Annotated in this window: 23 protein-coding genes; 9 read left to right on the top strand and 14 right to left on the bottom strand. The window is 68.2% G+C overall.

Annotated features, from left to right (window positions below; genetic code table 11):
* Positions 1–43: 43 nt before the first annotated feature.
* The 3 genes from U6958_RS01775 to U6958_RS01765 all read left to right on the top strand — a co-directional run bounded on the left by U6958_RS01775 (position 44) and on the right by U6958_RS01765 (position 3,007).
* A complete protein-coding gene (locus U6958_RS01775) occupies positions 44–1,192 on the top strand; it encodes a homoserine O-acetyltransferase (protein WP_026062280.1) in 1,149 nt (382 codons plus the stop codon).
* The gene (metW, locus tag U6958_RS01770) at positions 1,189–1,773 is read left to right on the top strand and encodes a methionine biosynthesis protein MetW (RefSeq protein WP_012207840.1); all 585 of its coding nucleotides are present in this window, start codon (positions 1,189–1,191) and stop codon (positions 1,771–1,773) included. The genes U6958_RS01775 and metW overlap by 4 nt, the downstream gene beginning before the upstream one ends.
* A gap of 70 nt (positions 1,774–1,843) precedes the next feature.
* Positions 1,844–3,007 carry a glycerophosphodiester phosphodiesterase gene (locus U6958_RS01765; protein WP_208607041.1) on the top strand — a complete coding sequence of 388 codons (1,164 nt, stop codon included), beginning with the start codon at positions 1,844–1,846 and terminating at the stop codon, positions 3,005–3,007.
* Here U6958_RS01765 and U6958_RS01760 read toward each other — a convergent pair.
* Together U6958_RS01760 and U6958_RS01755 are read right to left on the bottom strand one after the other, a co-directional pair.
* Positions 2,991–3,632, bottom strand: a complete 642-nt coding sequence (locus tag U6958_RS01760; RefSeq protein WP_016447241.1) for an NAD(P)H-dependent oxidoreductase — start codon at positions 3,630–3,632, stop codon at positions 2,991–2,993. The two genes, U6958_RS01765 and U6958_RS01760, sit on opposite strands and share 17 nt — an antisense overlap.
* A gap of 38 nt (positions 3,633–3,670) precedes the next feature.
* Positions 3,671–4,060, bottom strand: coding sequence for a MerR family transcriptional regulator (locus U6958_RS01755; RefSeq protein ID WP_016447240.1), 390 nt, complete (start codon positions 4,058–4,060; stop codon positions 3,671–3,673).
* A 123-nt stretch (positions 4,061–4,183) separates the two neighbouring features.
* On the opposite strand from U6958_RS01755, the gene U6958_RS01750 reads away from it, so the two are divergent.
* Both U6958_RS01750 and U6958_RS01745 read left to right on the top strand, forming a co-directional pair.
* Positions 4,184–5,698: a M20 family metallopeptidase gene (locus tag U6958_RS01750; protein WP_016447239.1), complete on the top strand. Its 1,515-nt coding sequence runs from the start codon at positions 4,184–4,186 to the stop codon at positions 5,696–5,698.
* Positions 5,698–6,564, top strand: coding sequence for an alpha/beta hydrolase (locus U6958_RS01745; protein ID WP_016454203.1), 867 nt, complete (start codon positions 5,698–5,700; stop codon positions 6,562–6,564). The genes U6958_RS01750 and U6958_RS01745 overlap by 1 nt, the downstream gene beginning before the upstream one ends.
* Here the strand turns inward: U6958_RS01745 and U6958_RS01740 are convergent.
* Positions 6,551–7,303 carry a 16S rRNA (uracil(1498)-N(3))-methyltransferase gene (locus U6958_RS01740; RefSeq protein WP_074921145.1) on the bottom strand — a complete coding sequence of 251 codons (753 nt, stop codon included), beginning with the start codon at positions 7,301–7,303 and terminating at the stop codon, positions 6,551–6,553. The genes U6958_RS01745 and U6958_RS01740 overlap by 14 nt on opposite strands.
* 13 nt (positions 7,304–7,316) lie before the next feature.
* A complete protein-coding gene (locus U6958_RS01735; protein WP_074921144.1) occupies positions 7,317–8,414 on the bottom strand; it encodes an aminoglycoside phosphotransferase family protein in 1,098 nt (365 codons plus the stop codon).
* 92 nt (positions 8,415–8,506) lie between these two features.
* Here U6958_RS01735 and U6958_RS01730 point away from each other — a divergent pair, with 92 nt between their 5' ends.
* From U6958_RS01730 to rsmA, 3 genes are all read left to right on the top strand, one after another.
* Complete coding sequence (locus U6958_RS01730) at positions 8,507–10,942, top strand: LPS-assembly protein LptD (RefSeq protein ID WP_043791605.1); 2,436 nt, start codon at positions 8,507–8,509, stop codon at positions 10,940–10,942.
* 41 nt (positions 10,943–10,983) lie between these two features.
* Positions 10,984–12,411 (top strand): peptidylprolyl isomerase, encoded by a 1,428-nt coding sequence (locus U6958_RS01725; RefSeq protein WP_016447234.1) that lies wholly within the window; start codon positions 10,984–10,986, stop codon positions 12,409–12,411.
* Between the two features lie 76 nt (positions 12,412–12,487).
* Entirely contained in the window at positions 12,488–13,255 is a 768-nt protein-coding gene (gene rsmA, locus U6958_RS01720; RefSeq protein ID WP_074921143.1) for a 16S rRNA (adenine(1518)-N(6)/adenine(1519)-N(6))-dimethyltransferase RsmA, read from the top strand.
* A 66-nt stretch (positions 13,256–13,321) separates the two neighbouring features.
* Here rsmA and U6958_RS01715 read toward each other — a convergent pair whose 3' ends face one another.
* The 10 genes from U6958_RS01715 to U6958_RS01670 all read right to left on the bottom strand — a co-directional run bounded on the left by U6958_RS01715 (position 13,322) and on the right by U6958_RS01670 (position 24,669).
* Positions 13,322–13,747: a barstar family protein gene (locus tag U6958_RS01715; RefSeq protein ID WP_013804792.1), complete on the bottom strand. Its 426-nt coding sequence runs from the start codon at positions 13,745–13,747 to the stop codon at positions 13,322–13,324.
* A gap of 149 nt (positions 13,748–13,896) precedes the next feature.
* Positions 13,897–14,316 carry a ribonuclease domain-containing protein gene (locus U6958_RS01710; protein WP_074921142.1) on the bottom strand — a complete coding sequence of 140 codons (420 nt, stop codon included), beginning with the start codon at positions 14,314–14,316 and terminating at the stop codon, positions 13,897–13,899.
* Between the two features lie 324 nt (positions 14,317–14,640).
* Positions 14,641–16,950: an NADP-dependent malic enzyme gene (locus U6958_RS01705; protein WP_016447231.1), complete on the bottom strand. Its 2,310-nt coding sequence runs from the start codon at positions 16,948–16,950 to the stop codon at positions 14,641–14,643.
* Between the two features lie 208 nt (positions 16,951–17,158).
* A complete protein-coding gene (locus tag U6958_RS01700; protein WP_074921141.1) occupies positions 17,159–18,625 on the bottom strand; it encodes a M81 family metallopeptidase in 1,467 nt (488 codons plus the stop codon).
* On the bottom strand, positions 18,622–19,917 hold the full coding sequence (locus U6958_RS01695; RefSeq protein WP_016447229.1) for a Zn-dependent hydrolase: 1,296 nt from the start codon (positions 19,915–19,917) through the stop codon (positions 18,622–18,624). Before U6958_RS01695 ends, U6958_RS01700 begins: the two co-directional genes overlap by 4 nt.
* 32 nt (positions 19,918–19,949) lie before the next feature.
* Positions 19,950–20,660, bottom strand: a complete 711-nt coding sequence (locus U6958_RS01690; RefSeq protein ID WP_017404300.1) for an ABC transporter ATP-binding protein — start codon at positions 20,658–20,660, stop codon at positions 19,950–19,952.
* Complete coding sequence (locus U6958_RS01685; RefSeq protein WP_012207823.1) at positions 20,657–21,436, bottom strand: ABC transporter ATP-binding protein; 780 nt, start codon at positions 21,434–21,436, stop codon at positions 20,657–20,659. Before U6958_RS01685 ends, U6958_RS01690 begins: the two co-directional genes overlap by 4 nt.
* Positions 21,433–22,425 (bottom strand): branched-chain amino acid ABC transporter permease, encoded by a 993-nt coding sequence (locus U6958_RS01680; protein ID WP_208607040.1) that lies wholly within the window; start codon positions 22,423–22,425, stop codon positions 21,433–21,435. The genes U6958_RS01685 and U6958_RS01680 overlap by 4 nt, the downstream gene beginning before the upstream one ends.
* Before the next feature lie 5 nt (positions 22,426–22,430).
* Positions 22,431–23,291, bottom strand: coding sequence for a branched-chain amino acid ABC transporter permease (locus tag U6958_RS01675; RefSeq protein WP_016447227.1), 861 nt, complete (start codon positions 23,289–23,291; stop codon positions 22,431–22,433).
* Between the two features lie 172 nt (positions 23,292–23,463).
* Positions 23,464–24,669, bottom strand: a complete 1,206-nt coding sequence (locus U6958_RS01670) for an ABC transporter substrate-binding protein (protein ID WP_026062102.1) — start codon at positions 24,667–24,669, stop codon at positions 23,464–23,466.
* 244 nt (positions 24,670–24,913) lie between these two features.
* Here U6958_RS01670 and U6958_RS01665 point away from each other — a divergent pair, with 244 nt between their 5' ends.
* A complete protein-coding gene (locus U6958_RS01665; RefSeq protein WP_016454211.1) occupies positions 24,914–25,918 on the top strand; it encodes a FadR/GntR family transcriptional regulator in 1,005 nt (334 codons plus the stop codon).
* The last annotated feature ends 83 nt before the right edge of the window (positions 25,919–26,001 follow it).

Raw genomic sequence — 26,001 nt, 5'->3', positions numbered from 1 at the left:
ACCAGAGAACCCGGCCTCGTTTTTAGCGATGCCGGGTTTTTTCATGTCCTTCATCGCCACACCACAATCCATGCACTTCGACGAGCCGCTGCCGCTGCAGGGCGGCGGCTCGATCCGTGACTACGACCTCGCCTACGAGACCTACGGGCAGCTCAACGCCGACCGCAGCAATGCCGTGCTGGTCTGCCATGCGCTCAACGCCTCCCACCATGTGGCCGGCGTGTACGAGGGCCAGCCCAAGAGCGAGGGCTGGTGGGACAACATGATCGGCCCCGGCAAGCCCGTGGACACGAACCGGTTCTTCGTGATCGGCGTGAACAACCTGGGCTCGTGCTTTGGCTCCACGGGCCCCATGCACGCGCATCCGGACACCGGCAGGATCTATGGCGCCGACTTTCCCGTGGTCACCGTGGAGGATTGGGTGGACGCCCAGGCCCGGCTGCTGGACCGGCTGGGCATAGCGCAGCTGGCCGCGGTGCTGGGCGGCAGCCTGGGTGGCATGCAGGCGCTGTCCTGGTCACTGCGCCATCCGGACCGCATGCGCCATGCCGTGGTCGTGGCCAGCGCGCCCAACCTCAATGCGGAGAATATCGCCTTCAACGAGGTGGCGCGGCGCGCCATCGTCACCGATCCGGATTTCCATGGCGGGCATTTCTACGAGCATGGCGTGGTGCCGGCGCGCGGCCTGCGCATCGCCCGCATGATCGGCCACATCACCTACCTGAGCGACGACGTGATGAACCAGAAGTTCGGCCGCCAGTTGAGGGAGGGCCTGGACCTGAAGTACAGCACGCAGGACGTGGAGTTCCAGATCGAGAGCTACCTGCGCTACCAGGGCGAGAAGTTCAGCAGCTACTTCGACGCCAATACCTACCTGCTGATCACGCGCGCGCTCGACTACTTCGACCCGGCGCGCACGCATGGCGGCGACCTGACCCAGGCGCTGTCGGTGGCCAAGGCCGGCTTTTTGCTGGTCAGCTTCACCACCGACTGGCGCTTCGCGCCCGCACGCAGCCGCGAGATCGTGAAGTCGCTGCTGGAGAACAACCGCGACGTCAGCTATGCCGAGATCGACGCGCCCCACGGCCATGACGCCTTCCTGCTCGACGACCCCCGCTACATGAACGTGATGCGCTCCTACTTCGACGGCATCGCCCAGGAAACCACGACAGCCGCCAAGGAGGCCGCATGACCGAGCTGAACACCATGCAGGCGATTGCGCGCCTGATCCCCAAGGGCTCGCGCGTGCTCGACCTGGGCTGCGGCGATGGCGCCCTGCTGTCGCACCTTCAGCGCGAGCGTGGCTGCACCGGCTACGGCGTGGAGCTGGATGACGCCAACGTGCTGGCTTGCGTGCGCCGGGGCGTGAACGTGCTGCAGCTGAACCTGGAGGACGGCCTGGCCATCTTCCAGGACAACAGCTTCGACGTGGTGCTGCAGATCGATACGCTGCAGCATCTGCGCAATGCCGAGACCATGCTGCAGGAGACGGCGCGCATAGGCCGCGCGGGCATCGTCGCCTTCCCCAACTTCGCGCACTGGCCCAACCGCCTGTCCGTGCTGCGCGGGCGCATGCCGGTGACGCGGCGCCTGCCCTACCAGTGGTATGACACGCCCAACATCCGCGTGGGCACCTACAAGGACTTCGAGGTGCTGGCCACCCGGAACCGGCTGCGCATACTGGACTCCTTCGGCCTGCAGGATGGCCGCAGCGTGCGTACCCTGCCCAATCTCATGGCGGGCACGGCGGTCTTCCATTTCGAGCACGCCTGAGCGCAGGCGGGCCATGTCCGTGTCATCCCCGGCGCGCACAATCGAATGCCCCGAGACCCCGGAGACAGACATGGACAACCTCCCACGCCGCCGCGCGCTGGCCCTGGCCGGCGCGGCCGCCGGCCTGCTGGTGGCCGGCTGCGCCGCACCGCAGGCGCCCGCCCGAAGCGATGCCGCTGCCGACTGGCCGCCCCGGCCCGCGCTGATTGCCCATCGCGGCGCATCGGCGCTGCGGCCAGAGCACACGCTGGAGGCATACCGCGAGGCCATACGCGCGGGCGCCGACTTCATCGAGCCCGACTTGGTCATCACGCGCGATGGCGTGCTGGTGGCGCGGCATGAGAACGCCATCGCCATCATCGCGGCCGACGGCAGCCTCAAGGAGGCCACGACCAATGTGGCCGACCGCCCCGAGTTCGCGGCGCGCAAGACTACCAAAACCATCGACGGGCAGGCGATCACGGGCTGGTTCGTGGAGGATTTCACGCTGGCCGAGTTGAAGACGCTGCGTGCGCGCGAACGCATCCCGGCGATCCGCCCGGCGAATGCGCAGTTCAATGACCGTTTCGAGGTGCCCACGCTGCAGGAGGTCATCGACCTGGCCCGAGCCGAGAGCGTACGCACGAACCGCACCATCGGCATCTATCCCGAGACCAAGCACCCGAGCTACTTCCAGTCCATCGGCCTGCCGCTGGAGCCCGCGCTGCTCAAGCTGCTCGCGGACAACGGCTGGAACCATGCGCAGGCGCCAGTCTTCGTGCAGTCCTTCGAGGTCGAGAACCTGCGCTGGATCCGTGCGCGCAGCAACCTGCGCCTGGTGCAGTTGCTGGCGCCCAAGGGCAAGCCCTATGACAGCGTGGCACGCGGCACGGGCCCCGGCTATGCCGACATGGTCACGCCCGCAGGCCTGGCCGAGATTGCGCGCTACGCCAACGGCATAGGGCCGAGCAAAAGCATGGTGATCCCTGTGGTGCAGGGTGCGAATGCCGCGCCCACTGCGCTGGTGGCCGATGCCCATCGCGCGGGGCTGCTGGTCCATCCCTGGACGCTGCGGCCCGAGAACGCCTTCCTTCCCCTGAGCCTGAAATCGCCGCCCGCACAGGACGGCGCCCGGCGTGGCAATGCGCGCGCCGACATGGACGATTTCCTGCGCACGGGCATCGATGGCATCTTCACCGACGACCCGTCTGTGGGGCGAGCCGCCATTGACGCTTTGCTCAAGTCGCGGCCTTGACCGGACGTGCTGCCGTGCGCCGGCCCGCTGCCTGCGCCTGCTCCAGCCACTGCTGGCGGCGTGCGGCATCGGCGCCGAGCACGGGTCCGAAACTGTGTATGCGCACGGGCCGGATGCCGCTGAACTCCAGGATGGCACGGCGCATCTGGTGATGGCCCGGCATGTGCGCCAGCCAGCGGTAATACCAGGGCGGGGAATCCATGCTCACCAGCAGATCGGCGGTGCGGCCGGCCAGCAGCCGGTCCCACAGCATCGAGCCCTTGCGGTACTTGAAGGCGAAGCCCGGCAGAAAGATGCGGTCGATGAAGCCCTTGAGCAAGGCCGGCAGGCCGCCCCACCAGGTCGGATAGACCCAGGCCAGGTGGCTGGCCCACAGGATGTCGGCCTGGGCCTGCTGCAGGTCAGGCTCCAGGGGCTGATCCTGGCGATAGCCGGCGCGCAGCAGCGGGTCGAATTCCAGTTCGCCCAGGCGCAGCGTGCGCACTTGGGCACCGCTGTCGCGTGCGCCCTGGGCATAGGCATCGGCCAGGCCGGCGCACAGGCTGCCGGCCGACGGGTGGCCGAGGATGATCAGGATGCGCTGGGGATGATGGGGGTGCGTGGTGCTTGGAGACATGGCGGCCATGTTCGCCTTGCCCCAAGGGGCAGGGTCAAGACCCTGGATCAAGCCATGGCGGTCTCGCAGGCGCGTTCTCTGGAATCCGCCGGCTCCAGGCGGCATTCGAGCAGCTCACGCTCCAGTGCGGCCAGCTGCGTCTGCAGTCCCTGAAGGTGCTGCATCTGCGCCTGCACCTGCTCGCGGCGGCCGCGCAGCAGCCGGGCCAGCGCGTCCCAGCTGTCGGCGTGGTCCAGGCGCTGCAGGCCATGCAGCTCGTCGAGTCGAAAGCCCAGCCCCAGCGCCTGGCGGATGCGCTGCACCAGCACCAGATCCTGCTGTCCATACACGCGGTAGCTGCCTGCCCGCGCCACGGCACCGAGCAGGCCCCGTGATTCATAGAGCCTGACGGCCTTGGGCGAGCAGCCGGCGCGTCGGGCGAGTTCTCCGATATACATGGGGCGTGATCGTAGTCGCTGGCGCCGGGCTCTCATGGTCTGCATGGCGTTGGCGCACAATGACCGGATCGCGGCGCTGGCTTCGCTCGAACGGTGCGCCCATCCCTGACACGAGGACCCACCATGAATGCACGCACTCCTTCACAACTGCTGCAGCCTGCAGCCGCGCTGGACCGGATCAGCCGCTCCTGGGACGAGCGCATCGTCCCGGCGCTGACCGAGTACATCGCCATTCCCGCCAAGTCGCCCATGTTCGCGCCCGACTGGGAGCAGCAGGGCCACCTGGAGACCGTGCTGCGCAATGCGGCCGACTGGGTGCAGGCGCAGAAGGTGGCGGGCCTGACGCTGGAGATCGTGCGCCAGCCGGGCCGCACGCCAGTGCTGTTCTTCGAGGTGGAAGGCACGCAGGACAAGGCGGCCTCCAGCCCCACGGTGCTGATGTACGGCCATCTGGACAAGCAGCCCGAGTTCGACGGCTGGCGCAGCGATCTGGGTCCGTGGACGCCCAAGTACGAGAACGGCAAGCTCTATGGCCGTGGCGGCGCCGACGACGGCTATGCGGTCTACGCCAGCATTGCCGCCGTGCAGGAGCTCAAGCGCCAGGGCGTGCCGCACCCGCGCATCCTGGGCCTGATCGAGACCTGCGAGGAAAGCGGCTCGCGCGACCTGTTGCCCTATGTCGATGCCCTGCGTCCGCGCCTGGGCGATGTGGGCCTGGTGATCTGCCTGGACAGCGGCGCCGGCAACTACGACCAGCTGTGGCTGACCACCAGCCTGCGCGGCATGGCCAGCGGCACGCTGAAGGTGGAGATCCTCACCGAGGGCGTGCACTCGGGCGATGCCTCGGGCGTCGTGCCGTCGTCCTTCCGCATCCTGCGCCAGGTGCTGGACCGTCTGGAGGACAGCAAGACCGGGCGCCTGCTGCCCGCCAGCTTCCACTGCGAGGTCCCGGCCGACCGCATGGCCCAGATGCGCGCCACGGCGGCCATCCTCGGCGAGGAGACCTATGCGCGCTTTCCCTGGGCGCACTACGACTGCGGCGGCTCCACGCTGTTTGCCCTGCCCACCACCACCGACCCGGTGCAGGCGCTGGTCAAGCGCACCTGGGAGCCCACGCTGAGTGTCACAGGCGCAGAGGGCCTGCCCGCGCTGCAGGATGCCGGCAACGTGCTGCGGCCCTACACGGCCTTCAAGCTCAGCCTGCGCCTGCCGCCCCTGGTCGATGCCGCCGCCTGCGTGCAGGAGATGAAGGCGCTGCTGGAGGACAACGCGCCCTACCAGGCCCGTGTGACCTGGCAAGGGCTGTCGGGTGCCAGCGGCTGGAATGCGCCAGCCATGGACGGCTGGTTCGAGGACGCGCTCAACGCCGCCAGTCAGGCGCATTTCGGCGCTTCCTGCGGCTACATCGGGCAGGGCGGCACGATTCCGCTGATGAACATGCTCAGCCAGGGCTTTCCCAAGGCCCAGATGATGGTCTGCGGCGTGCTCGGCCCCAAGAGCAACGCCCACGGTCCCAATGAATTCCTGCACGTGCCCTATGCCAAGAAGCTCACGGCCGCCGTGGCCCAGGTGATCGCCGCCATGGCCGGGACGCAGGCAGCTTCCGAAGCCGGTGCCGGCACTGCCGGCGTGGCGTGATGGCAGCGTCTGCCCCCGCGCCGGAAGGTCAGGTCGCACGCCTGGCATCCGGCGACGGCGCCGAGCTGTCACTGCGCGATTGGCCAGCCGGCGAGGGCCCGGCGCGCGCCACCGTGCTGCTGGTGCACGGCCTGGGCGAGCACATCGGCCGCTATGCGGCACTGGCCCAGCGGCTCAATGCCTGGGGCTATGCCGTACGCGGCTACGACCAATATGGCCACGGACGCTCGGCAGGGCCGCGCGGTGGCCTGACGGGCGACAACCGACTTCTGGACGACCTGTCGGCCGTGGTGGACGACACGCGCGCCCGGCAACCGGCCGGCCAGCCGCTGGTGCTGTTGGGCCACAGCCTGGGCGGTCTGGTGGCGGCGCTGTTCGTGGCCCGGGCCATCCGGCCTGTCGATGCGCTGGTGCTGTCCTCGCCAGCCCTCGATGTGGGTCTGTCGCCGATCCAGAAATTGCTCGTTGGCACGCTGCCGCACCTGCTGCCCGATCTGCGCGTGTCCAACGGCCTGCAGATTCCGTATCTCTCGCACGACGTGGCGGTCTGCGATGCCTACCGCGCCGATCCGCTGTGCCACGACCGCATCAGCGCACGGCTGGCGCGCTTTCTGGCGCAGGGCGGCCCGCAGGTGCTGGCCCGTGCGGGCAGCTGGAGTGTGCCCAGCCTGTTGCTGTGGGCAGGGGACGACAGGCTGGTGGCGCCGGCCGGCAGCCAGGCCTTTTCCGACCGTGCGCCGCCGGCCGTGGTGCAGGCGCAGTGCTTTGACGGCGCCTACCACGAGCTGTTCAACGAAAGCGATGCCTTCGCCGCGCCCGTGTTCGCAAGGCTGCGGCAGTGGCTGGGCCGGTTCAGTCCAGCGTGAGCGCCGCCAGCGCTGCCAAGGGCGCGGTTTCCGCGCGCAGAACGCGTGGACCCAGCGTGACGGGCACGAAACCCTGGGCGCGGGCCAGGGCCTCTTCGGCCGGAGAGAGGCCCCCTTCGGGGCCCGATAGAAAGACCACGGGCGCATCCTCGGCCGTGGCGTCCACGATCTCGCCCAGCGGCCGGGTTCCCTCGCCCAGCGACAGCAGCAGCCGCAGCGTGCCGGGCGGCAGCTGTTTCGCGCCGCCCTCCAGCCAGTCTTGCAGGTCGGTGGGCGCATGCAGCGGCGGCACGCGGTTGCGTGTGCACTGCTCGCAGGCCGACACGGCCACGGCCTGCCAGTGCGCCAGCTTTTTCTCGGCGCGCTCGCCCTTGAGCTTGAGCACGCTGCGCTCGGCCACCAGCGGCGTGATGCTGGCGGCGCCCAGCTCGGTGGCCTTCTCCACCAGCCAGTCCATGCGTTCGTTGGCCGTGATGCCTGCCAGCAGGTGCACGGGGCGCAGCGGTTCGCGTTCCACGGCGTGGTGCGCGCCTATGCGCACGGCCACGTCGCTGCGGCCCATGCGCAGCACGGTGGCCTCGAACTCGCCGCCGCTGAAGCCTTCGCCGGCACGGCCCTGAAAGAGGGTGATGCCGTCGCCGGGCTGCAGGCGCAGCACCTGCACATGGCGGGCCGCGCCGGGCGGCAGTTCGATGTCGTCGCCGCTGTGCAGCGCGATGGGGCAGTGAAAGCGTGGCATGGCGTACCTGTCCTCAAACGCGCCCGTAGGCCCAGCCCACCTGGGGCTGGATGTTCTCGATCTGGTCCACCAGGCGCAGCAGCGGCGTCAGCTCGCGGTAGCGGCTGCAGGTGGCGCGGATGTAGTGGATGAAGCGCGGCGTATCCGCCAGGTAGCGTGGCTTGCCGTCTCGCAGTGTCAGCCGTGCAAAGATGCCGGCCACCTTGAGGTGGCGCTGCAGCCCCATCCATTCCACGCCACGGTAGAACTCGCCGAAATCGTCGCCCCAGCCGCTTTGGCTGCGCGCGCCCACCAATCCCGACTTGCGTGCCTTTTCCCAGTAACGCACGGTAATGTCGATGACAAAGTCCTCTTCCCAACTGATGAAGGCATCGCGCAGCAGGCTGGCGATGTCATAGGTCACCGGGCCGTAGACCGCATCCTGGAAGTCCAGCACGCCCAGCGGGCCGCTGGCGGTCACGGGCTGCATGAGATTGCGCGTCATGAAGTCGCGGTGCACGAAGACGCTGGGTGCCGCCAGGTTGTGGGCCACGATCTGGTCGAAGGCCTTGGCCAGCGTGGCCTGCTGCCTGTCGTCGAGCACGGTCTCGCGGTGGCGCGCGATGTACCAGTCGGGGAACAGTTGCAGTTCGCGGCGCAGCAGGGCGCCGTCATAGGCGGGCAGCACGTCGGGGCGCGAGGCGGTCTGCCAGGCCAGCAGCACCTCCAGCGCCGAGCGGTACCAGGCTTCCGCGTCCTGGGGCTTTTCCGGGTCCAGCGCCTCGATGACGGTGTGGCCGCCCAGGTCGGACAGCAGCATGAAGCCGTGCACGGCGTCCCAGTCCAGGATCTGCGGCACGGCCAGGCCGGCCGAGGCCATCAGCGCCTGCACCTTGGCGAAGGGCGCGCAGTCTTCCTTGTCCGGCGGTGCATCCATGACGATGAGGCTGGCGCCGGCGGCGGTGTCCAGGCGCAGATAGCGGCGAAAGCTGGCATCGGCCGAGGCAGGGCGCAGGGTTTCGGGGCGCAGCGCGTGGCGGGCGGACAGCGGGGCCAGCCAGGCGTCGAAGGCGGCATGGCGGGCGGGGTCGGCCCAGACAACGCCGGCCGTGGGGGTGTTTGGATGGCTCATGGATAATCGCGATTCTACAAACCGCCACCCCGGCGAATGCCCGGCGGTGATGCTAGGCTTGCGCCTTTGTCCACCCGCCGCTGTTGACCACCGTGTACCTCCGACCGCCGCTCCCCGATCCGCTGGCTGCCCGCGCGCCCGCGCGCCCCGCTGTACGCCCGCTGGCCTGGCTTGTGGCTCTCGCATGGGCCGGTGGCTCGACGCTGGCCCAGGCCCAGCCCGCTGCGGCCGATGAAGGCCGGCTGCAGCAGGTGCGCCCGCTGCGCCCCAGCACGCTGATGCAGGAAACCTACCCTGAGGCGGTCCGCTCCCAGCAGCCCGTCTACGTGCGTGGCGACGCGCTCAGCGGCCAGCCGGACATCAATGCGGTGATCGAGGGCAATGCCGAACTGCGCCGCGGCGACACCATGATCCGCGCCGACCGGCTCGAATACCAGGTGCCCGACGACCGCGTTAATGCCTCGGGCGCCGTGCACATCAACCAGGCCGGCAATGTCTACGAAGGCTCGCAGCTGGACTTGCAGGTCGATGCCTTCAAGGGCTTTTTCGACAACGCCGGCTACCGCTTCCTGGCCAACGGGGCCTACGGCAAATCCTCGCGCGTGGACTTCATCGACCGCGACCATGCCGTGGTCCATGACGCGACCTACACCACCTGCCAGCGCGATGACGAAGCCACCTGGCAGCCGGCCTGGATGCTGCGCGCCCGGACCTTGCACATCGACATGGCCGAGGAAGTCGGCGTGGCCGAAGGCGCGGCCCTGCAGTTCAAGGGCGTGACCGTGCTGCCCGTGCCGCGCATGAGCTTTCCGCTGTCGGACAAGCGCAAGTCGGGCCTGCTGCCCCCCACCATGGGCCTGGACAAGCTCAGCGGCATCGAATACACGCAGCCCTACTACTGGAACCTCGCGCCCAACCGCGACATGACCCTGTATCCCTCGGTCATGAGCAAGCGCGGCGTCAACCTGGGCGCCCAGTTCCGCTATCTGGAGCCCACCTATTCGGGCGAGGCCTACGCGGCCTACATGCCGGGCGACCGCCAGCGCGACCGTGACCGCTGGGCCTACTCGCTGCAGCACCGGGGCGTCATCAGCTCGCCCATCGGCGGCCTGGGGTTGAACATGAACCTCAACCGCGTCAGCGACGACAACTACTGGCGTGATTTCCCGCTGGCCGCCCGTTCCTTGCGCGAGCGCCTGCTGCCCAACGACGTGAACCTGTCCTGGGCGCGTGGCGACGGGGTGCTGACCCTGCGCACCCTGTACTGGCAGACCATGCAGGACGCATCGGCGCCCATTGCCCCGCCCTACGGCATGAAGCCGCAGCTGCAATGGCGCTACACGCCGCTGGACCTGCCGCACGGCCTGGACTTCAGCTTCGTGGCCGACACCACGCGCTTCGAGATCGACAAGCCCCTGGCCGGCATGACCTACAACAACGGCCAGCGCAGCTACATGCAGGCGCAGCTGAGCCGTCCCTTCCTGTCGCCGGGCGCCTTCATCACGCCCAGGATCCAGTTGCACACCAGCAACTACCAGGTGGACCGCCTGATGAGCAACGGCAGCCGCAATGCCTCGCGCACGCTGCCCACGGTCAGTGTGGACAGCGGCCTGGTGTTCGAGCGCGACACCACGCTGTTCGGCCGCCAGCTGCTGCAGACCTTCGAGCCGCGCGCCTTCTACACCTACACGCCCTACCGCGACCAGAGCTTTCTGCCGCTGTACGACACGGCGCGCAACGACTTCAACTTCGCGAGCATCTACTCCGAAAACGACTACAACGGCCAGGACCGCATTGCCGACAACCACCTGCTGACCCTGGGCGCGACCACACGCCTGATCGACGGGGCCACGGGCGCGGAGAAGGCGCGCTTCGGCATTGCGCAGCGCGTGCGTTTCTCCGACCAGAAGGTCATCCTGCCCGGCGAGGTGCCTGCCACCAGCCGGCTGTCCGACGTGCTGCTGGGTGCGGCCATCAACTGGACCGATGCCTGGTCCACCGAAGGCACGACCCAGTACAACCGCGACCTGAACCGCCCGGTGCGCACCACCTTCGGCGCGCGCTACAGCCCCAGCTCCTACCGCACGGTGAACGTGGCCTACCGTACCCAGTACGACACCGTGGCACGCACCGATGCCAGCAAGCTGGTCGATGTGGGCTGGCAATGGCCCATCAACGACCTCTGGGGCGACAAGGGCCGTGACCTGGGGGCCGGCCGTGGCCAGGGCGGCGGCCGCTGGTACACGGTGGGCCGGCTGAACTACAGCCTGAAGGACCGCAAGCTCGTCGATACCGTGGTCGGGCTGGAGTACGACGGCTGCTGCTGGATTGGCCGCGTGGTGCTGGAGCGCCTGCAAAGCTCCATCACCCAGTCCAACACCCGGCTGCTGTTCCAGATCGAGTTCGTAGGCTTCTCGCGGCTGAGCCTGGGTGCCGACCCGCAGCGCAGCCTCAAGCAGAATGTGCCGCGCTACCAGTACCTGCGCGAGTCGGTGACGCCGCCCAGCCGCTTCACCAATTACGATTAGAGCCAAGGCTCCAAACACGCTTTTTGCAAGGCATCTCTCCCATGCGTTTTCTTTCCCAGACCCATTGCTGCGCAGCGGCCGCTGTGGCGCTGGCCTTGCTGGCCACCACAGCCCAGGCGCAAGGCCTGCGTGTTCCGGGCCAGTCCAGGGCGCCCCAGGCCGGCGATGCCTCCGTCTCGCGCGCGCTGGACGCCACCAACCAGCCCTTGTCGCGTGATCGCGGCAGCAATGCCGGCGTGCGCTCGGCCGACTACATCGTGGCCGTGGTCAACTCCGAGCCCGTGACCAACAACGAGGTGCGGGCCCGCATGGCGCGCGTGGCGCAGAACATTGCCGAGCAGGGCGGCCAGATGCCGCCCGAGGCGCTGCTGGCCCGCGAGGTGCTGGAGCGGCTGATCGTGGAAAAGGCCCAACTGCAGGAAGCCAAGGACACGGGCCTGCGCGTGGATGACTACGCCGTGGACCAGGCGCTGACCAATGTGGCGCGGCAAAACGGCCTGGACAAGGCCGGCCTGCAGTCACGCCTGCGGGCCGAGGGCGTGAACGAAAAGCAGTTCCGCGAAGAACTGCGCCGCCAGATCACGCTGCAGCGCCTGCGCGAGCGCGATGTGGACGGCCGCGTGCGCGTGACCGAAGCCGACATCGACCGCTACCTGGCCGAGCAGCGCAGCGGCGGCGCCGACAAGGCGCCGGCGGCCGTGAACCTGGGCCACATCCTGATCGCCGTGCGCGAGGATGCCAGCCCCGCCGAAGTGGCCGAGCGCGAAGCCCGCGCCAAGCAGGCTGCCGAGGCGGCCCGCACGCAAGGCGACTTCCTGGCCGTGGTCAAGGAGTTCTCCGATGTGCCCGACGGCCAGGGCGGCGGCGCCATGGGCATGCGCCCGCTGGACCGCTACCCCGAACTGTTCACCAAGGCCGTGGGCCAGACGCCGCAGGGCGGCATCGTCGGCCCCTTCCGTTCGGGCGCGGGCTTTCACGTGCTCAAGGTGCTGGAGAAGTCGCAGGCCGGCATGCCTTCCGTGGTCACGCAAAACCATGCGCGCCACATCCTGCTGCGCATCGGCGACCAGATGACCGAGGCCGATGCCGCCAAGCGCCTGGCCGACTACAAGCGCCGCGTGGACAGCGGCCAGGCCAGCTTCGAATCGCTGGCCCGCGAGTTCTCGCAGGACGGCAGCGCGCGCAACGGCGGCGATCTGGGCTGGGCCTCGCCCGGCCAGTTCGTGCCCGAGTTCGAGCAGGTGCTCAATGCGCTGCAGCCCGGGCAGGTCAGCGACCCGCTGGTCTCGCGCTTCGGTGTGCACCTGATCCAGCTCATCGAGCGCCGCCAGGCCGCGCTGACGCCGCGCGAGCAGCGCGACATGGTGCGCAACGTGGTGCGCGAGCGCAAGCTCGAAACCGACTACCAGACCTGGCTGCAGGAGCTGCGTGGCCGCGCCTACGTCGAGTACCGCGAGCCCCCGCAATAAGACACCCCCCAAGCAGCCATGGCTGCGGCAGTCCACAATGGAAGGCGGTGCCATGGCGCACCGCCTTGCTTTTTCTATGAAACACATTCCTCGCAAACGCTTCGGCCAGAACTTCCTGACCGATGGCGGCATCATCGACGGCATCGTGCGTGCCATCGATCCCCGGCCGGGCCAGTCCATGGTCGAGATCGGTCCGGGCCTGATGGCCCTGACCCAGCCCCTGGTCGAGCGCCTGGGCCGGCTCACCGTGATCGAACTGGACCGCGACCTGGCCGTGCGCCTGCGCCTGCACGAGCAGCTCGACGTGGTCGAGTCCGACGTGCTCAAGGTGGACTTTCGCGCCATCGCTGCGCGCCTGGGCGTGCCCAAGCTGCGCATTGCGGGCAACCTGCCCTACAACATCTCCAGCCCCATCCTCTTTCACCTGCTCGAGCAGGTGGACGTGGTCGAGGACCAGCACTTCATGCTGCAAAAGGAGGTCATCAACCGCATGGTGGCCTCTCCGGCCACGGCGGCCTATGGGCGGCTGACGGTCATGCTGCAGTGGCGCTATGCGATGGAGAGCGTGCTGTACGTGCCGCCCGAGAGCTTCAATCCGCCGCCCAAGGTGGACAGCGCCGTCGTGCGCATGGTCCCGCGCGAGGCGCCGGCGGCCCTGGACGCGAAGCTGCTGGAGGAGATGGTGCAGGTGGCCTTCAGCCAGCGGCGCAAGATCCTGCGCAACACGCTGGGGCGCTGGCTGGAAGCCAAGGGCTTTGACGGGGAGTTCGACCTGCAGCGCCGCGCCGAGGAAGTGCCGGTGTCCGAGTACGAGGCACTTGCAGCCCGGTTCACGCGCAGCTAGACGCAGGTGGCGCACGGCGCCAGCGCCCGCATGGGACGCTGGCGCCGTGCAATCAATGTGCGGCTCTTACAGGAAAGAGTAGAAGCAGCGGAACGGGATCTTGCGCTCGGCCCAGTACTCGGCCGCGTCGCGGAAGCTGTCCAGCAGCTGCTCGCGCACTTCCTTGTCGAACTTGGGCGTGGTCGGGATCTGGTCGAGCACGAGCACAAAGCCCGGCTGCGGGCCGGCCTTGTGGATGGGGTCGGTCAGGCAGTCGTAGAGCGCGTCGAAGTTCTTGCCGAAATGCGCGGGGAAGAAGAACTGCGTGGCCAGCAGTTCCAGGATGTCGGCCTTGGTCTGCGCATGGGCCAGGTTGGCATACAGGAAATGGCACCCCAGCGTCTCGGCCGCCTGTTGCAGATCCTCCACCCTGTAGGCGCGGATGGACTGCACGATGTTGGCGCGCACGTTCCGCAAAGGGGTGTCCGGGATCTTACGAAGTGGTGCATCCATCTCCGTGGCTCTTTCTCTAACGTGGATGTGGCCTGCGGGTACGGGCACGTGGCCTGCGGCGTCCCCGGGCTGTGGATGAAATGCAGACCCCTGCCAGCGCACTGCGTCGGACGCGGAGGGTCGAACTGGCTGCAAAGACTGGGTCGAGGTCATTCGATGATCTTGCGAAAGCTGCTGTAGTGGTCGCTGGTGTAGTAGCAGGCATCGGGCTGCTGTGGCTCTCCGCCGCAGACGATGCGGCGGGCTCCGCGGTCACGCGAGCCGGGCGTGCGCACCGTGTACTCACGGTAGTAGCCGCGCGACTGGCGCGGCAGGATGCGCTCGCGGTTGCCGAACACCGTGCCGTCCTTGTCGTGGGCAAAAGGCCCGCCGCGCAGGATCAGCGTATAGGTGGAACGGCCTTCGCGCGGCAGCTCTGACAGGGTGACGGTGGCCATGGCCGCCGTCGAATCCACGCTCTCGGGCGCCGAGCGGCGCGCATCAGCGAGCGAGGGCGACAGCACAAAGGCGGCCCCGACGATGAGCGCTAGACCGGACTGGTACGCCTTGGCGGCGGCTGCCTTCAGCATCAACTACACCTTTCAGAAATCCAGGGAAGCCCTGAAATCTCGACCCGCTAGTGTGACGGAACACCCCTCAAAATGCAAGTTCTGCCTAAAAAACAGGCAGCTTGACCGAGGAAATGTCTGGGGATTGAACAGTGAGAAGGCAACTCTGCGCCTGAGTTGCCTTCCATTCAATGCAAATGCCGCCCGTTGTCTCAAAAACGCGCGCGGCCAAAACGAGGGACACCGAGCAAGGGCCGCCCCGCAGCGAGGGTGTCGTCCCCCTCCCGCGAAGCGAGAGAGGGCGCCGTGCACACGGGGGAAGCGGCGAAGCCGCTCAGGGGGTGCTTAACGGTTAGCGTTAGCGTCCGCCACCGTCAGCGCCGTCATGTTGACGATGCGGCGCACCGTCGTGCTCGGCGTGAGGATGTGCACGGGACGGGCGGCGCCCAGCAGCACGGGGCCGATGGCAATGCCGCCGCCAGCGGCCTGCTTGAGCAGGTTGTAGCTGATGTTGGCCGCGTCGATGTTGGGCATGACCAGCAGGTTGGCATTGCCCAGCAGCGTGCTGTTGGGCATGAGCTGGGCGCGGGCCTTGCCGTCCAGGGCCACGTCGCCGTGCATCTCGCCGTCCACTTCCAGCCAGGGGGCCTGCTCGCGCAGCAGCTCCAGGGTCTGGCGCATCTTGACGGCGCTGGGCTGGTTGCTGGAGCCGTAGTTGGAGTGCGACAGCAGGGCGGCCTTGGGCTTGACGCCGAAGCGCATCATTTCCTCGGCGGCCATGATGGTGATCTCGGCCAGCTGCTCGGCCGTGGGGTCGTAGTTGACGTGGGTGTCCACCAGGAAGACCTGGCGGTCGGGCAGCAGCAGGCCGTTCATGCAGGCATAGGTCTGCACGCCGGCGCGGCGGCCGATCACCTGGTCCACGTACTGCAGGTGGTGCGATGTCTGGCCCCAGGTGCCGGTGATCAGGCCGTCCACTTCGCCCTTGTGCAGCAGCATGGAGCCGATCAGGGTCAGGCGGCGGCGCATCTCGATCCTGGCGATGGGAACGGTGATGCCCTTGCGCTCGGTCATGCGGTGGTAGGTCTGCCAGAAGTCGCGGTAGCGCTCGTCGTGCTCGACGTTGACCACGTCGTAGTCCTGGCCCTCCTTCAGGCGCAGGCCGAACTTCTCGATGCGCTGGGCAATGATGGCCGGGCGGCCGATCAGCGTGGGGCGCGCAATGCGCTCGTCCACCACGATCTGCGCGGCGCGCAGGATGCGCTCTTCCTCGCCTTCGGCATAGGCCACGCGCTTCTTGGTGGCCTTCTTGGCCGTGGCGAACAGCGGCTTCATCATCGTGCCCGAGGCGTAGACGAAGGTCTGCAGATGGGCGCGGTAGGCGTCCATGTCCTGGATCGGGCGCTGGGCCACGCCGCATTCGGCGGCAGCCTGGGCCACGGCCGAGGCGATCTTCATCATCAGGCGCGGATCGAAGGGCTTGGGGATCAGGTACTCAGGACCGAAGCTCAGCTGCTCGCCCACGTAGGCTGCCGCCACTTCCTCGCTCTGCTCGGCCTGGGCCAGTTCGGCGATGGCGTGGACGGTGGCGATTTCCATCTCGGTGGTGATGGTGGTCGCGCCGCAGTCCAGCGCACCGCGGAAGATGTACGGGAAGCACAGGACGTTGTTGACCTGGTTGGGATAGTCCGAGCGGCCCGTGGCGATGATGGCGTCGCTGCGCACGGCCTTGACGTCTTCGGGAACGATTTCGGGGTTGGGATTGGCCAGCGCGAAGATCACCGGGCGCGCGGCCATCTTGACCACCATGTCCTGCTTGAGCACGCCGCCAGCGGACAGGCCCAGGAAGACGTCGGCGCCTTCGATGACCTGGCCCAGGGTGCGCAGCTCGGTGGCGCGTGCGAACTGGGCCTTGTCCTCGTCCATCAGTTCGGTGCGGCCTTCGTAGACCACGCCGGCCAGGTCGGTGACGAACACGTTCTCCCGGCGCAGGCCGACCTTGAGCAGCAGGTTCAGGCAGGCCAGGGCAGCGGCGCCCGCGCCCGAGGCGACGAGCCGGACCTCCTCGATCTTCTTGCCCGCGACCTTGAGCGCGTTGACCATGGCCGCAGCCACGGTGATGGCCGTGCCGTGCTGGTCATCGTGGAAGACGGGGATCTTCAGGCGGCGGCGCAGTTCGCGCTCCACGAAGAAGCACTCGGGCGCCTTGATGTCTTCCAGGTTGATGGCGCCGAAGGTGGGCTCCAGCGCGGCGATCACGTCGACCAGCTTTTGCGGGTCCTTCTCGTTGATCTCGATGTCGAAGACGTCCACGCCCGCGAACTTCTTGAACAGGACGGCCTTGCCTTCCATCACCGGCTTGGAGGCCAGCGCGCCGATGTCGCCCAGTCCCAGCACGGCCGTGCCGTTGGAGATCACGGCCACCAGGTTGCCGCGCGCCGTGTACTTGAAGGCGGCGGCCGGGTCCTTGACGATCTCTTCGCAGGGCGCTGCCACGCCGGGCGAGTAGGCCAGGGCCAGGTCATGCTGGTTGGCCATGGGCTTGGTCGGCACGATGGTCAGCTTGCCGGGCTTGGGAAACTCGTGGTATTCGAGTGCGGCACGGCGCAGCTGGGCACGTTTATCGGAAGGGGTCGGGGCCGTGTTGTCGGACATCAAGCGTCTCCAGCGAAGGCATGGCCAACGCACGCGCGGATCAGCCCGCGTGCCGTCGGCCGAGGTAGGGGGGAACCGATTGTAGGCCGACAGGCAATAGCCGGGCCCTGCTGTGAAACTGTTGTGATGCCTGGTTGCCCAATGTCCCGCGGCGGCGGCGGTCTTTGCTTGCGCGGCGCCGCAAAGCCGGGCAATCACATGGCGTCCATCAGATGGCGTCCAGCGGAAACACCGGGCGGCTGACCTGGGCGAACGGAAAGCGCGAATAGTCCGAGGTGGTCACGCCGGGGCTGTCGCACTCGACCAGGCCGGCGGACAGCGGCACGAAGACGGGCCGGCAGTACATGCGCGACTTGAGCAGCACGAAGCGAAAGCGCGTCGGGTCCATGCCCACGCAGTGGAACACGCCCAGGTCCCAGGGCTCGTGCGTCTGCTCGGTGATCACGATCTGCGCTGCGCCCGTGTCCAGGCAGACCGTGCGGCCCATGTGGCAGCGCTGGCCGGTGTAGATGGGGCCGCTGACCGTGTAGGCGCCGTCGCTGACGGCGCGCACCGTGCCGCGCAGCCGCAGCGGCTGCTTGTGCAGGCCGATGCGTTCCAGCGAGACCTTGTTGCCCAGCGCGATCTCCACCTCGGCGCCTTCGCCGGCTGCCGTGAGCGAGGCAACCGCTTCGGGGTCGCACAGCGGGCCCACGGCAATGCCTGACAGGCCCAGCTCCAGCGCGGTCTGCAGCACGTCCATGGTGTCGCAGGTGCCGCCGGACATGCAGTTGTCGCCATGGTCGAGCAGCAGCACGGGGCGGTCGGCGCCGTCGGCCAGGGCCTGGGCGCGGCGCAGCGAATCGGCCAGCGGCTCGCTGCGGTAGACGAAGTCGGCGCGGCGCTGCCAGATCCGGGCGGCCAGCGCGTCCACGCTCGCCTGGGTGGCCGCGCGTTCGTCGGTCCTGCAGGTGGCGACCACGCTCACGCAGGGCGCGGCGATGTCGGCCAGCGAGAAGCCGCCGAACACCGAGACCGCCGGCAGGCCCTCCGCTTCCAGGGCGCGCGCAGCGTTCACGGCGTCCAGCATGGGGCCGTCCAGCGTGGTGCTGCGCAGCGTGTGGCTCATCAGCGGCAGGCGGTGCCAGCACACGGCGTAGCGCGCGCGGCCGGCCAGCATGTCCAGCAGCAGCCGGCCCGCGTGCTCGCCGGTCTCGTACATGTCGATGTGCGGATAGGTCTTGAAGCCCACCATCACATCGGCATTGCCCACCATTTTTTCGGTGATGTTGCCGTGCAGGTCCAGCGCCACGCCAACGGGCACGCCGGGCGCGGCGGCGCGCACGCGTTCGAGCAGGTCACCTTCGCCGTCGGCACTGTTCTCGGCCACCATGGCGCCGTGCAGGTCCAGCAAGATGGCATCGCAGCCCGGCGCGGCCGCCACGATGCGGTGCGTGAGTTCGTCATAGGCGGCCGCATGCACGGGGCCGCTGGGATTGGAGGTGGCCGACACGGGCGTGACCAGGGTGGCGCCCGCCGCCTCGGCCAGGTCGATGAAGGCGGCCATGGCCGTGCGCATGCCCTTGTTGGCCGAATAGGCGGCCTCGCCATAGGTGGGCGCAAACGCCTCGATGGGCGTGGGCACGGGCGAGAAGGTATTGGTCTCGTGGTTGAGCCGGGCGATCAGGATCTTCATGCCGGCACCCCGCCGTCCGCTGCCTGCACCACGCCCGCGGCCGCCAGCATGGCGCGCAGCAGCACGTTGCAGCCGGCCTCCAGGTGGGCGGGCTCGGCATCCTCGATCTCGTTGTGGCTGATGCCGTCGGCGCAGGGCACGAAGATCATGGCGGCAGGCGCCACGCGCGCCAGGTAGACGGCATCGTGGCCCGCGCCGCTGACCACGTCCATGGCGCTGTAGCCCAGGTCGGCGGCATTGGCGCGCACGGCCTCCACCAGGTGTGGCGTGAACGGCTGGGGCGGGAAGTAGACGACCTGCTCCACGCCAACGGTCACGCCATGCGCGGCCGCAATGCGCTCGCAGGCCGCGCGCAGTGCGGCGTCCATGTCCAGCAACTGGCCGTCGTCCGGCGCGCGCAGGTCCACGCTGAGCTTGACGCCGCCCGGGATCACGTTGCGCGAGTTGGGAAACACCTCCAGCGATCCCACGGTGCCGCGCGCATGCGGCAGGCGGTCCAGGGCGATGCGGTTGACCTCGGCCACGAGGTCGCTGGCGGCCAGCAGGGCGTCGCGGCGCAGCTCCATGGGCGTGGGGCCGGCATGGGCCTCCATGCCCTGCACGCTGACGTCGTACCAGCGCTGGCCCAGCGCGGCGCTGACCACGCCGATCACGCGTTCATGGTTTTCCAGCACCGGGCCCTGTTCGATATGGGCCTCGAAATACGCGCCCACCGCAGGCGCCGGGCCGGCCGGCCCGGCATAGCCGATGGCGCGCAGCGCCTCGTCCACGCTCACGCCCTGGGCATCGCGCTGGGCCAGCGCATGCTCCAGCGTGAAGGCATTGACGAACACGCCCGAGCCCATCATCACGGGCACGAAGCGCGAGCCTTCCTCGTTGGTCCACACGGCCACTTCCACCGGGGCACGCGTGCGCACCCCGCCATCGTTGAGCGTGCGCAGCACCTCCAGCCCGGCCAGCACGCCGTAGTTGCCGTCGAACTTGCCGCCCGTGGGCTGGGTGTCGATGTGGCTGCCCGTCATCACGGGCGGCAGCGCATCGTCCAGGCCCGCGCGCCGCGCGAAGATGTTGCCGATGGCATCGACGCGGATGCTGCAGCCGGCCTCGCGCGCCCACTGCACGAAGAGATCGCGCCCCTGGCGGTCCAGGTCCGTCAGCGCCAGGCGGCACACGCCGCCCTTGGGTGTGGCGCCTATGCGCGCCAGGTCCATCAGCGATTGCCACAGGCGGGCGCCGTCGGTGCGCAGCCCGGCCGCAACGGCGGCGGCTGCAAGAGGGGTACTGAGATCCATGAATGACTCCTGGGAATGCGAAAGGCGGTGGATCAGGCGATCCCTACACCGAGATACCGGTCCTTGATGGCGTCATCGGCCAGGAAAGCGGCATTGCCTGCCTCGTGCGCAATCGCACCCTGTTCGATGATGTAGTGGCGGTCGGCCAGCTGGGTGCAGACCTCCAGGTTCTGCTCCACCAGCAAGATCGCCACGCCAGCGGCCTTGATGGTCTTGAGCTGGGCCACGATCTCCTCCACGATCACGGGCGCCAGGCCCTCGACGGGCTCGTCCAGCATGAGCAGGCGCGGCGCGTTCATCAGGGCGCGGCCTATGGCCAGCATCTGCTGCTCGCCACCCGACAGCTGCCCGCCGCCGTTGCCGCGCCGCTCCTTGAGGCGCGGGAAGATGCGGTAGATGTCGGCCAGCTGCCAGGGCGAGCGTTTGCGCTGGCCCAGCATCAGGTTCTCCTCCACCGTGAGCAGCTTGAAGATGCCGCGGTGCTCGGGCACCAGGCAGATGCCGCGCTGGGCCACCTGGTGCGTGGCCAGCCGGTGCACGGGCTCGCCGCCGAAGCGGATCTGCCCCTGCGAGGGCTGCATCACGCCTGCGATGGACTTGAGCGTGGTGGTCTTGCCCGCGCCGTTGCGGCCCAGCAGCGTGACCAGCTCGCCGTCCTGCACCTGCAGCGACACGCCCTGCAGCACATGGCTCTTGCCGTAGTGGGCGTGTATGCCCTCGACCGAAAGCAGGGGACCGCTCATGCCTTTCCTCCCGTGATCATGTTGCCCAGATAGGCGCTGCGCACACGCTCGTCGGCGCGGATCTCGTGGGGCAGGCCTTCGGCCAGCACACGGCCCTGCTGCATGACGGTGATGGTGTCGGAGATGTCCATGACGATGTTCATGTTGTGCTCGATGAGCACCACGGTGTGCTCGTCCCTGAGGCCCTGGATCAGGCGCTTCATCTCGTCCAGGTCATCGATGCCCATGCCCGAGGTCGGCTCGTCCAGGAAGATGGCCTTGGGCCGCGCGGCCAGGGCCATGCCCACCTCCAGCCGCCGCTGCTGGCCGTGCGAGAGGTTGCCGGCCGGCGTGTCCGCATGGCGCTCCAGGCCCAGGCGCGAGAGCACGCTGGCCACGGTGTCGGCCAGGGCGCGAGCACCCACGGGCGCGTTCCAGCAGTCCAGCGCCCTGGCGGGCGCCACGCCCTGGGCGGCCAGGCGCAGGTTCTCGCGCACGGGCAGGGTCAGGAACAGGCTGGTGACCTGAAAGGACCGTGCCATGCCACGCCGCACGCGGCGGTGGTCGGGCTCGCGCGTCACGTCGTGGCCGTCGAAGACGATGCGCCCGCCGCTCACGCTCTTGGTGCCCGTGAGCATGTGGAACAGCGTGGTCTTGCCCGCGCCGTTGGGGCCGATCACCGAGTGCACGGTATGGGCGCGCACCTTGAGGTCCACGCCGCCCAGGGCGACGAACTTGTCATAGCGCTTCTCGACGCCCACGGCCTCGAGCAGGATGGGAGATGCTGCGGCGCTCATGCCTGGCCTCCTTTGGTTTCTGCAGCGGCCGCCGCGGCATCTGCCGGCCCTTTGCGGCGCACCAGGGCCCACAGGCTCTCGCCCAGGCCCCACAGGCCGCGCTGCAGGCCCAGGCTCACGATCATCAGCACCACGCCCAGCAGCAGCAGCCAGCGCGGCCACAGCGTGGACAGCCAGTCGCCCAGCAGCACGTAGAAGGCCGCGCCCAGCACCGAGGCCAGCAGGTTGCCCGTGCCGCCGATCACGGTCATCACCAGGATCATTTCGCTGGTGTGGTACTCGGCATTGGACAGCGGGGCGATGCCCGTCATCATGGCGTGCAGCGCGCCGGCCAAGCCCGTGACCGCGCCCGAGATCACGAAGGCCTGCAGCTTCAGCAGCCTCAGGTCGTAGCCCACGGCGGCGGCGCGCTCCTCGTTGTCGCGCACGGCCAGCAGGGTGCGGCCGAACATGGAGTCGCAGACGCGGCGCAGCAGCCAGAACACCACCAGAAAGAGCACGGCGACAAAGCCGTAGTACTGCCAGGGCGTGGCCAGCGGCCACAGCGTCTGGCCGGCCACCGCGAGGGCGGGGCGGGGCACATCGAGCAGGCCGTTGTCGCCGCCGGTGATGTCCGTGGCCGAGTAGGCGATGAAGTAGAACATCTGCGCAAACGCCAGGGTGAGCATCACGAAATAGGTGCCGCGCTGGCGTATGGCCACCCAGCCGACGATGGCCGCGCCCACGGCGCCCATGGCGGTGGCGGCCAGCAGGGCCAGCGGCATGGGCAGGGGCCAGCGTGTCAGCAGCAGGGCGATGGTGTAGCTGCCCAGCCCGAAGAAGATGCCCTGCCCGAAGGACAGCAGCCCCGTGTAGCCCAGCAGCAGATTGCAGCCCATGGCCGCGAGGCCGAAGATCAGCACTTCGCTGGCCAGCGAGCCCGACTGCATGCTCAGCGGCATGGCCACCACGATGGCCAGCGCGAGAAGGAGATGGGAATGCCTGGTCATGGTCTTCATCCTTTGCGGCCCAGCAGGCCATGGGGTCGCAGCAGCAGCACGGCGGCCATGGCCACGTAGATCATCAGGCGCGCGCCCTCGGGCCACAGCGTGCTCATCACGCTTTGCACGATGCCGATCAGCAGGCCGCCGACCAGTGCGCCGCCGAAGCTGCCCAGCCCGCCCACGACCACGATCACGAAGGCCACGCCCAGTGCCTCCACGCCCATGAAGGGCTCTGCGCCGCGTATGGGCGCGGCCAGCACGCCGGCCAGCGCCGCCGTGGCGGCGCCCAGCGCGAACACCAGGCTGAAGATGCGCAGCACGTTCACGCCCAGCAGGGACACCATTTCGGTCGATTCGCTGCCCGCGCGCACCGCGCTGCCCAGCCGCGTGCCTTCCAGCAGCCACCACAGCAGCACGGCCAGCACGGCGGTGAAGCCGATCACGAACAGCCGGTACTTGGGATAGACGAAGCTGCCCCACATCACCACGCCCTGCAGCAGATCGGGCACGGCCACGCTGTCGCCCAGCGGGCCCCATTGCACGATCACCAGCTCCTGCACCACCAGGGCCAGGCCCACGGTGACGATGATGTGGAACTCATGCGCCTTGGCATACACATGGCGCAGCATGAGCTTTTCCACCAGCCAGCCCAGCGCGCCCACGGCCAGCGGCACCACGATCAGGGACAGCCAGAAGCTCATGCCCCAGCGCGTCATCTGGTAGCAGAAATAGGCGCCCAGCAGGTAGAAGGCACCGTGCGCGAAATTCACGAAACGCAGCAGGCCGAAAACGATGGACAGGCCCACGGCCAACAGGAAATACAGCATGCCTATGCCGATCCCGTTGATGGTCTGAAGCAGATAGATGCTCATACATGGTCCGAAACGATGGACGAAGGAGGCGCCGTGGCGGCCTTGATGCGCGGTTCGCCATGAAACTGGCGAGGCCCAGGCGAGGGGCACCGAGCAAGGGCCGCCCCGCCGCGAGGGTGCCGTCCCCCCCGCGACGCGAGAGGGGGAAGCGGCGTAGCCGCTCAGGGGGCTTTCAAGCCAATTTGCAGCCGGTCTGGTCTACGGGCAGGAAGGACTTGCCGGAGCTGACCACATCCACGTAGTCGTCCTTGTTCTTCATCTTGGACTTGGCCTTGCCCTTGAGCAGGTAGTAGTTCTTGAGCACCTGGTGGTCTGCCTTGCGCACCTCTTCCTCGCCCGTCAGGCCCTGGTACTTCATGCCTTCCAGCGCGGCGACCACGGCCTTGGGGTCGACCGTGCCGGCCTTGACGATGGCATCGATCATCAGCTTGGTGCAGATGTAGTGGCCGGCCAGGCTGTAGTTGGGATTGGCCTTGAACTTGTCGTTGCAGCGCTGCACCAGATCACGGTTGAGCGGCGTGTCCACCGTGTGCCAGTACTGGGCGCCGAAGTACACGCCGTCGCACAGGTCGGCGCCCAGCGACTCGAACTGCTCCAGCCCCGAGGCCCAGGCGATCAGGATGGTCATGTTCTTGTTCATGCCGAAGCTGATGGCCTGGCGCAGCGTGTCCGAGGACTGGGCGCCGAAGTTCAGCAGCAGCAGCACGTCGGGCTTGGCGGCCACGGCATTGGTCAGGTAGCCGCTGAACTCCTTTTCGGTCAGCGAGTGGTAGCTGTTGCCCACATGCTCGATGCCCTTTTCCTTGAAGATGTTCTTGGCCGCCGTAAGCAGGCCGTCGCCGAACACGTACTGCGGCGTGATGGTGTACCAGCGCTTGGCCTTGGGCAGGGATTCGATCAGCGGGCGCACGGTCTGCTCGATGGCGCCGAAGGTGGGTGCCGACCAGCGGAAGGTGGCGCTGTTGCAGTCCTTGCCCGTGATCTCGTCGGCGCCTGCGGTGGTGATGAAGATGCCGCCGGCCTTCTCGGCCTCCTTGCCCATGGCCAGCGCCTCCGACGACAGGATGCCGCCTGCGAAAAAGCGCGTGCCCTGCTGCTGCGAAGACTCCTGCAGCTTGCGCACGGCCGTGGCGGGCTTGCCCTCGGTGTCCAGCACGGTGTAGGCCAGCGGGCGGCCCAGCGCCTTGCCGTATTGCTCTATGGCCAGCTTCATGCCCAGGTCCGCGTACTTGCCGTTGGCCGCGAAGGCGCCCGACATGGGCACGGGGCAGGCGAACTGGATGCTGTCCTTGGACTGCGCCCAGACGCTGCGGCCCAGGCCCAGCGATGCGGGCAATGCGCCCAGTGCCGAGAGTTGCAGGAGGTGACGACGTTGCATGGGATCTCCGTGATGGGGACTGAAGGCGCTGCGGCCCGGGTACGCTTTTCAGAGCAAGTTGCATGCCAGTCGAAACGGGTGCGTGCAGGCTCCTTGATTCATATTTATAGTGATAAATAGAAGGAATAGGGCGCGTGCTAACCCTAGGCGCAAACGCCCACGCGCCATGGCGGTGCATACTGCACCAAACCCGTATGCAGACTGGGCGCGGACACGATCCGGTGCCCTTCCGGAGAACACAACAATGGCTACACCCAAGTCGGCCCCCCTGGCGATCCGGCAGCTCAAGCGCCCGGATCTGGTGGCCCAGGAGATCAAGCGCCTGATCACCGAAAAGAACCTCAGCCCCGGCGACCGCCTGCCGCGCGAAAGCGAGCTGCAGGCCCAGTTCCAGGTCAGCAAGGGAACGATCCGCGAGGCCCTCAAGTCGCTGGAAGTGCAGGGGCTGATCACCATCTCCACGGGCCCTTCGGGCGGGGGCATGGTCGTGGAGGTGCCGCTGGACCGCACGCTGCAGTTCATGCAGAACTACCTGTTCTTCCAGGAGGTGACCATCGACGACATCTACACGGTGCGCCAGATGCTGGAGCCCGAGCTGGCGGCAGGCGCCGTGCCCCATCTGACCGAGGCCGATTTCGAGGCCCTGGAGCACAGCATCGCCTGCTGCGATCCCACGCAAAGCAGCGACGACCTGGTGAGCCAGCGGCGCGAGGACGTGAACTTCCACGACATCCTGGCGGCCGCCAACCCCAACCCGTTCCTGCGCTTCACCTGCGAGCTGATCAACGAGATGATCCGCCAGCTCATCGTCTTCGCCAACCGTACTCCGCAGGCCGAGCACCGGCGCTTCGGCGAGGCCAATGCGCAGTTCCACCGCAGCATCGTGCAGGCCGCGCGCGAGCGCGATGCTGCGAAGGTGCGCGCATTGATGCAGGAGCACATGCGCGATGCGGCCAGCAGCGTCAAGCGCATGAAGGGCCGCATCCAGGGCCGGCTCATCCTCGATGCCGACAGCCTGCGCAGCCCGCGTCCGCGACGCGCCGTGCAGCCGGTGGAAAAGGCCGCAGCGACAGCGCCAGGGACTGCGTCAAAAACAACGGCAAGGGCGAGCGCAAGGACCACCGCAAAGGCCCCCGTAAAAACCATCCCAAAGGCCTCCGCAAAGACGGCTGCGAAGGCTCCGGCAAAGTCGCCTGCAAAGGCCACGTCCGCGCGTCCTGCTGCCGCACGCAAGCGCGCGGCCTCCTGAGCTGTCCCGCACCGGTCATCGGCGCCCCACGCCACGCGTTTCGCGCTGCCCGCTGCTGGTATGCTGCCGCGCGCTTGGCCTTC

Origin of the sequence: Delftia lacustris, from assembly GCF_040267515.1 — a bacterium.
GTDB lineage: Bacteria > Pseudomonadota > Gammaproteobacteria > Burkholderiales > Burkholderiaceae_C > Comamonas > Comamonas tsuruhatensis.
This window is presented reverse-complemented; position numbering and strand designations above follow the sequence as displayed.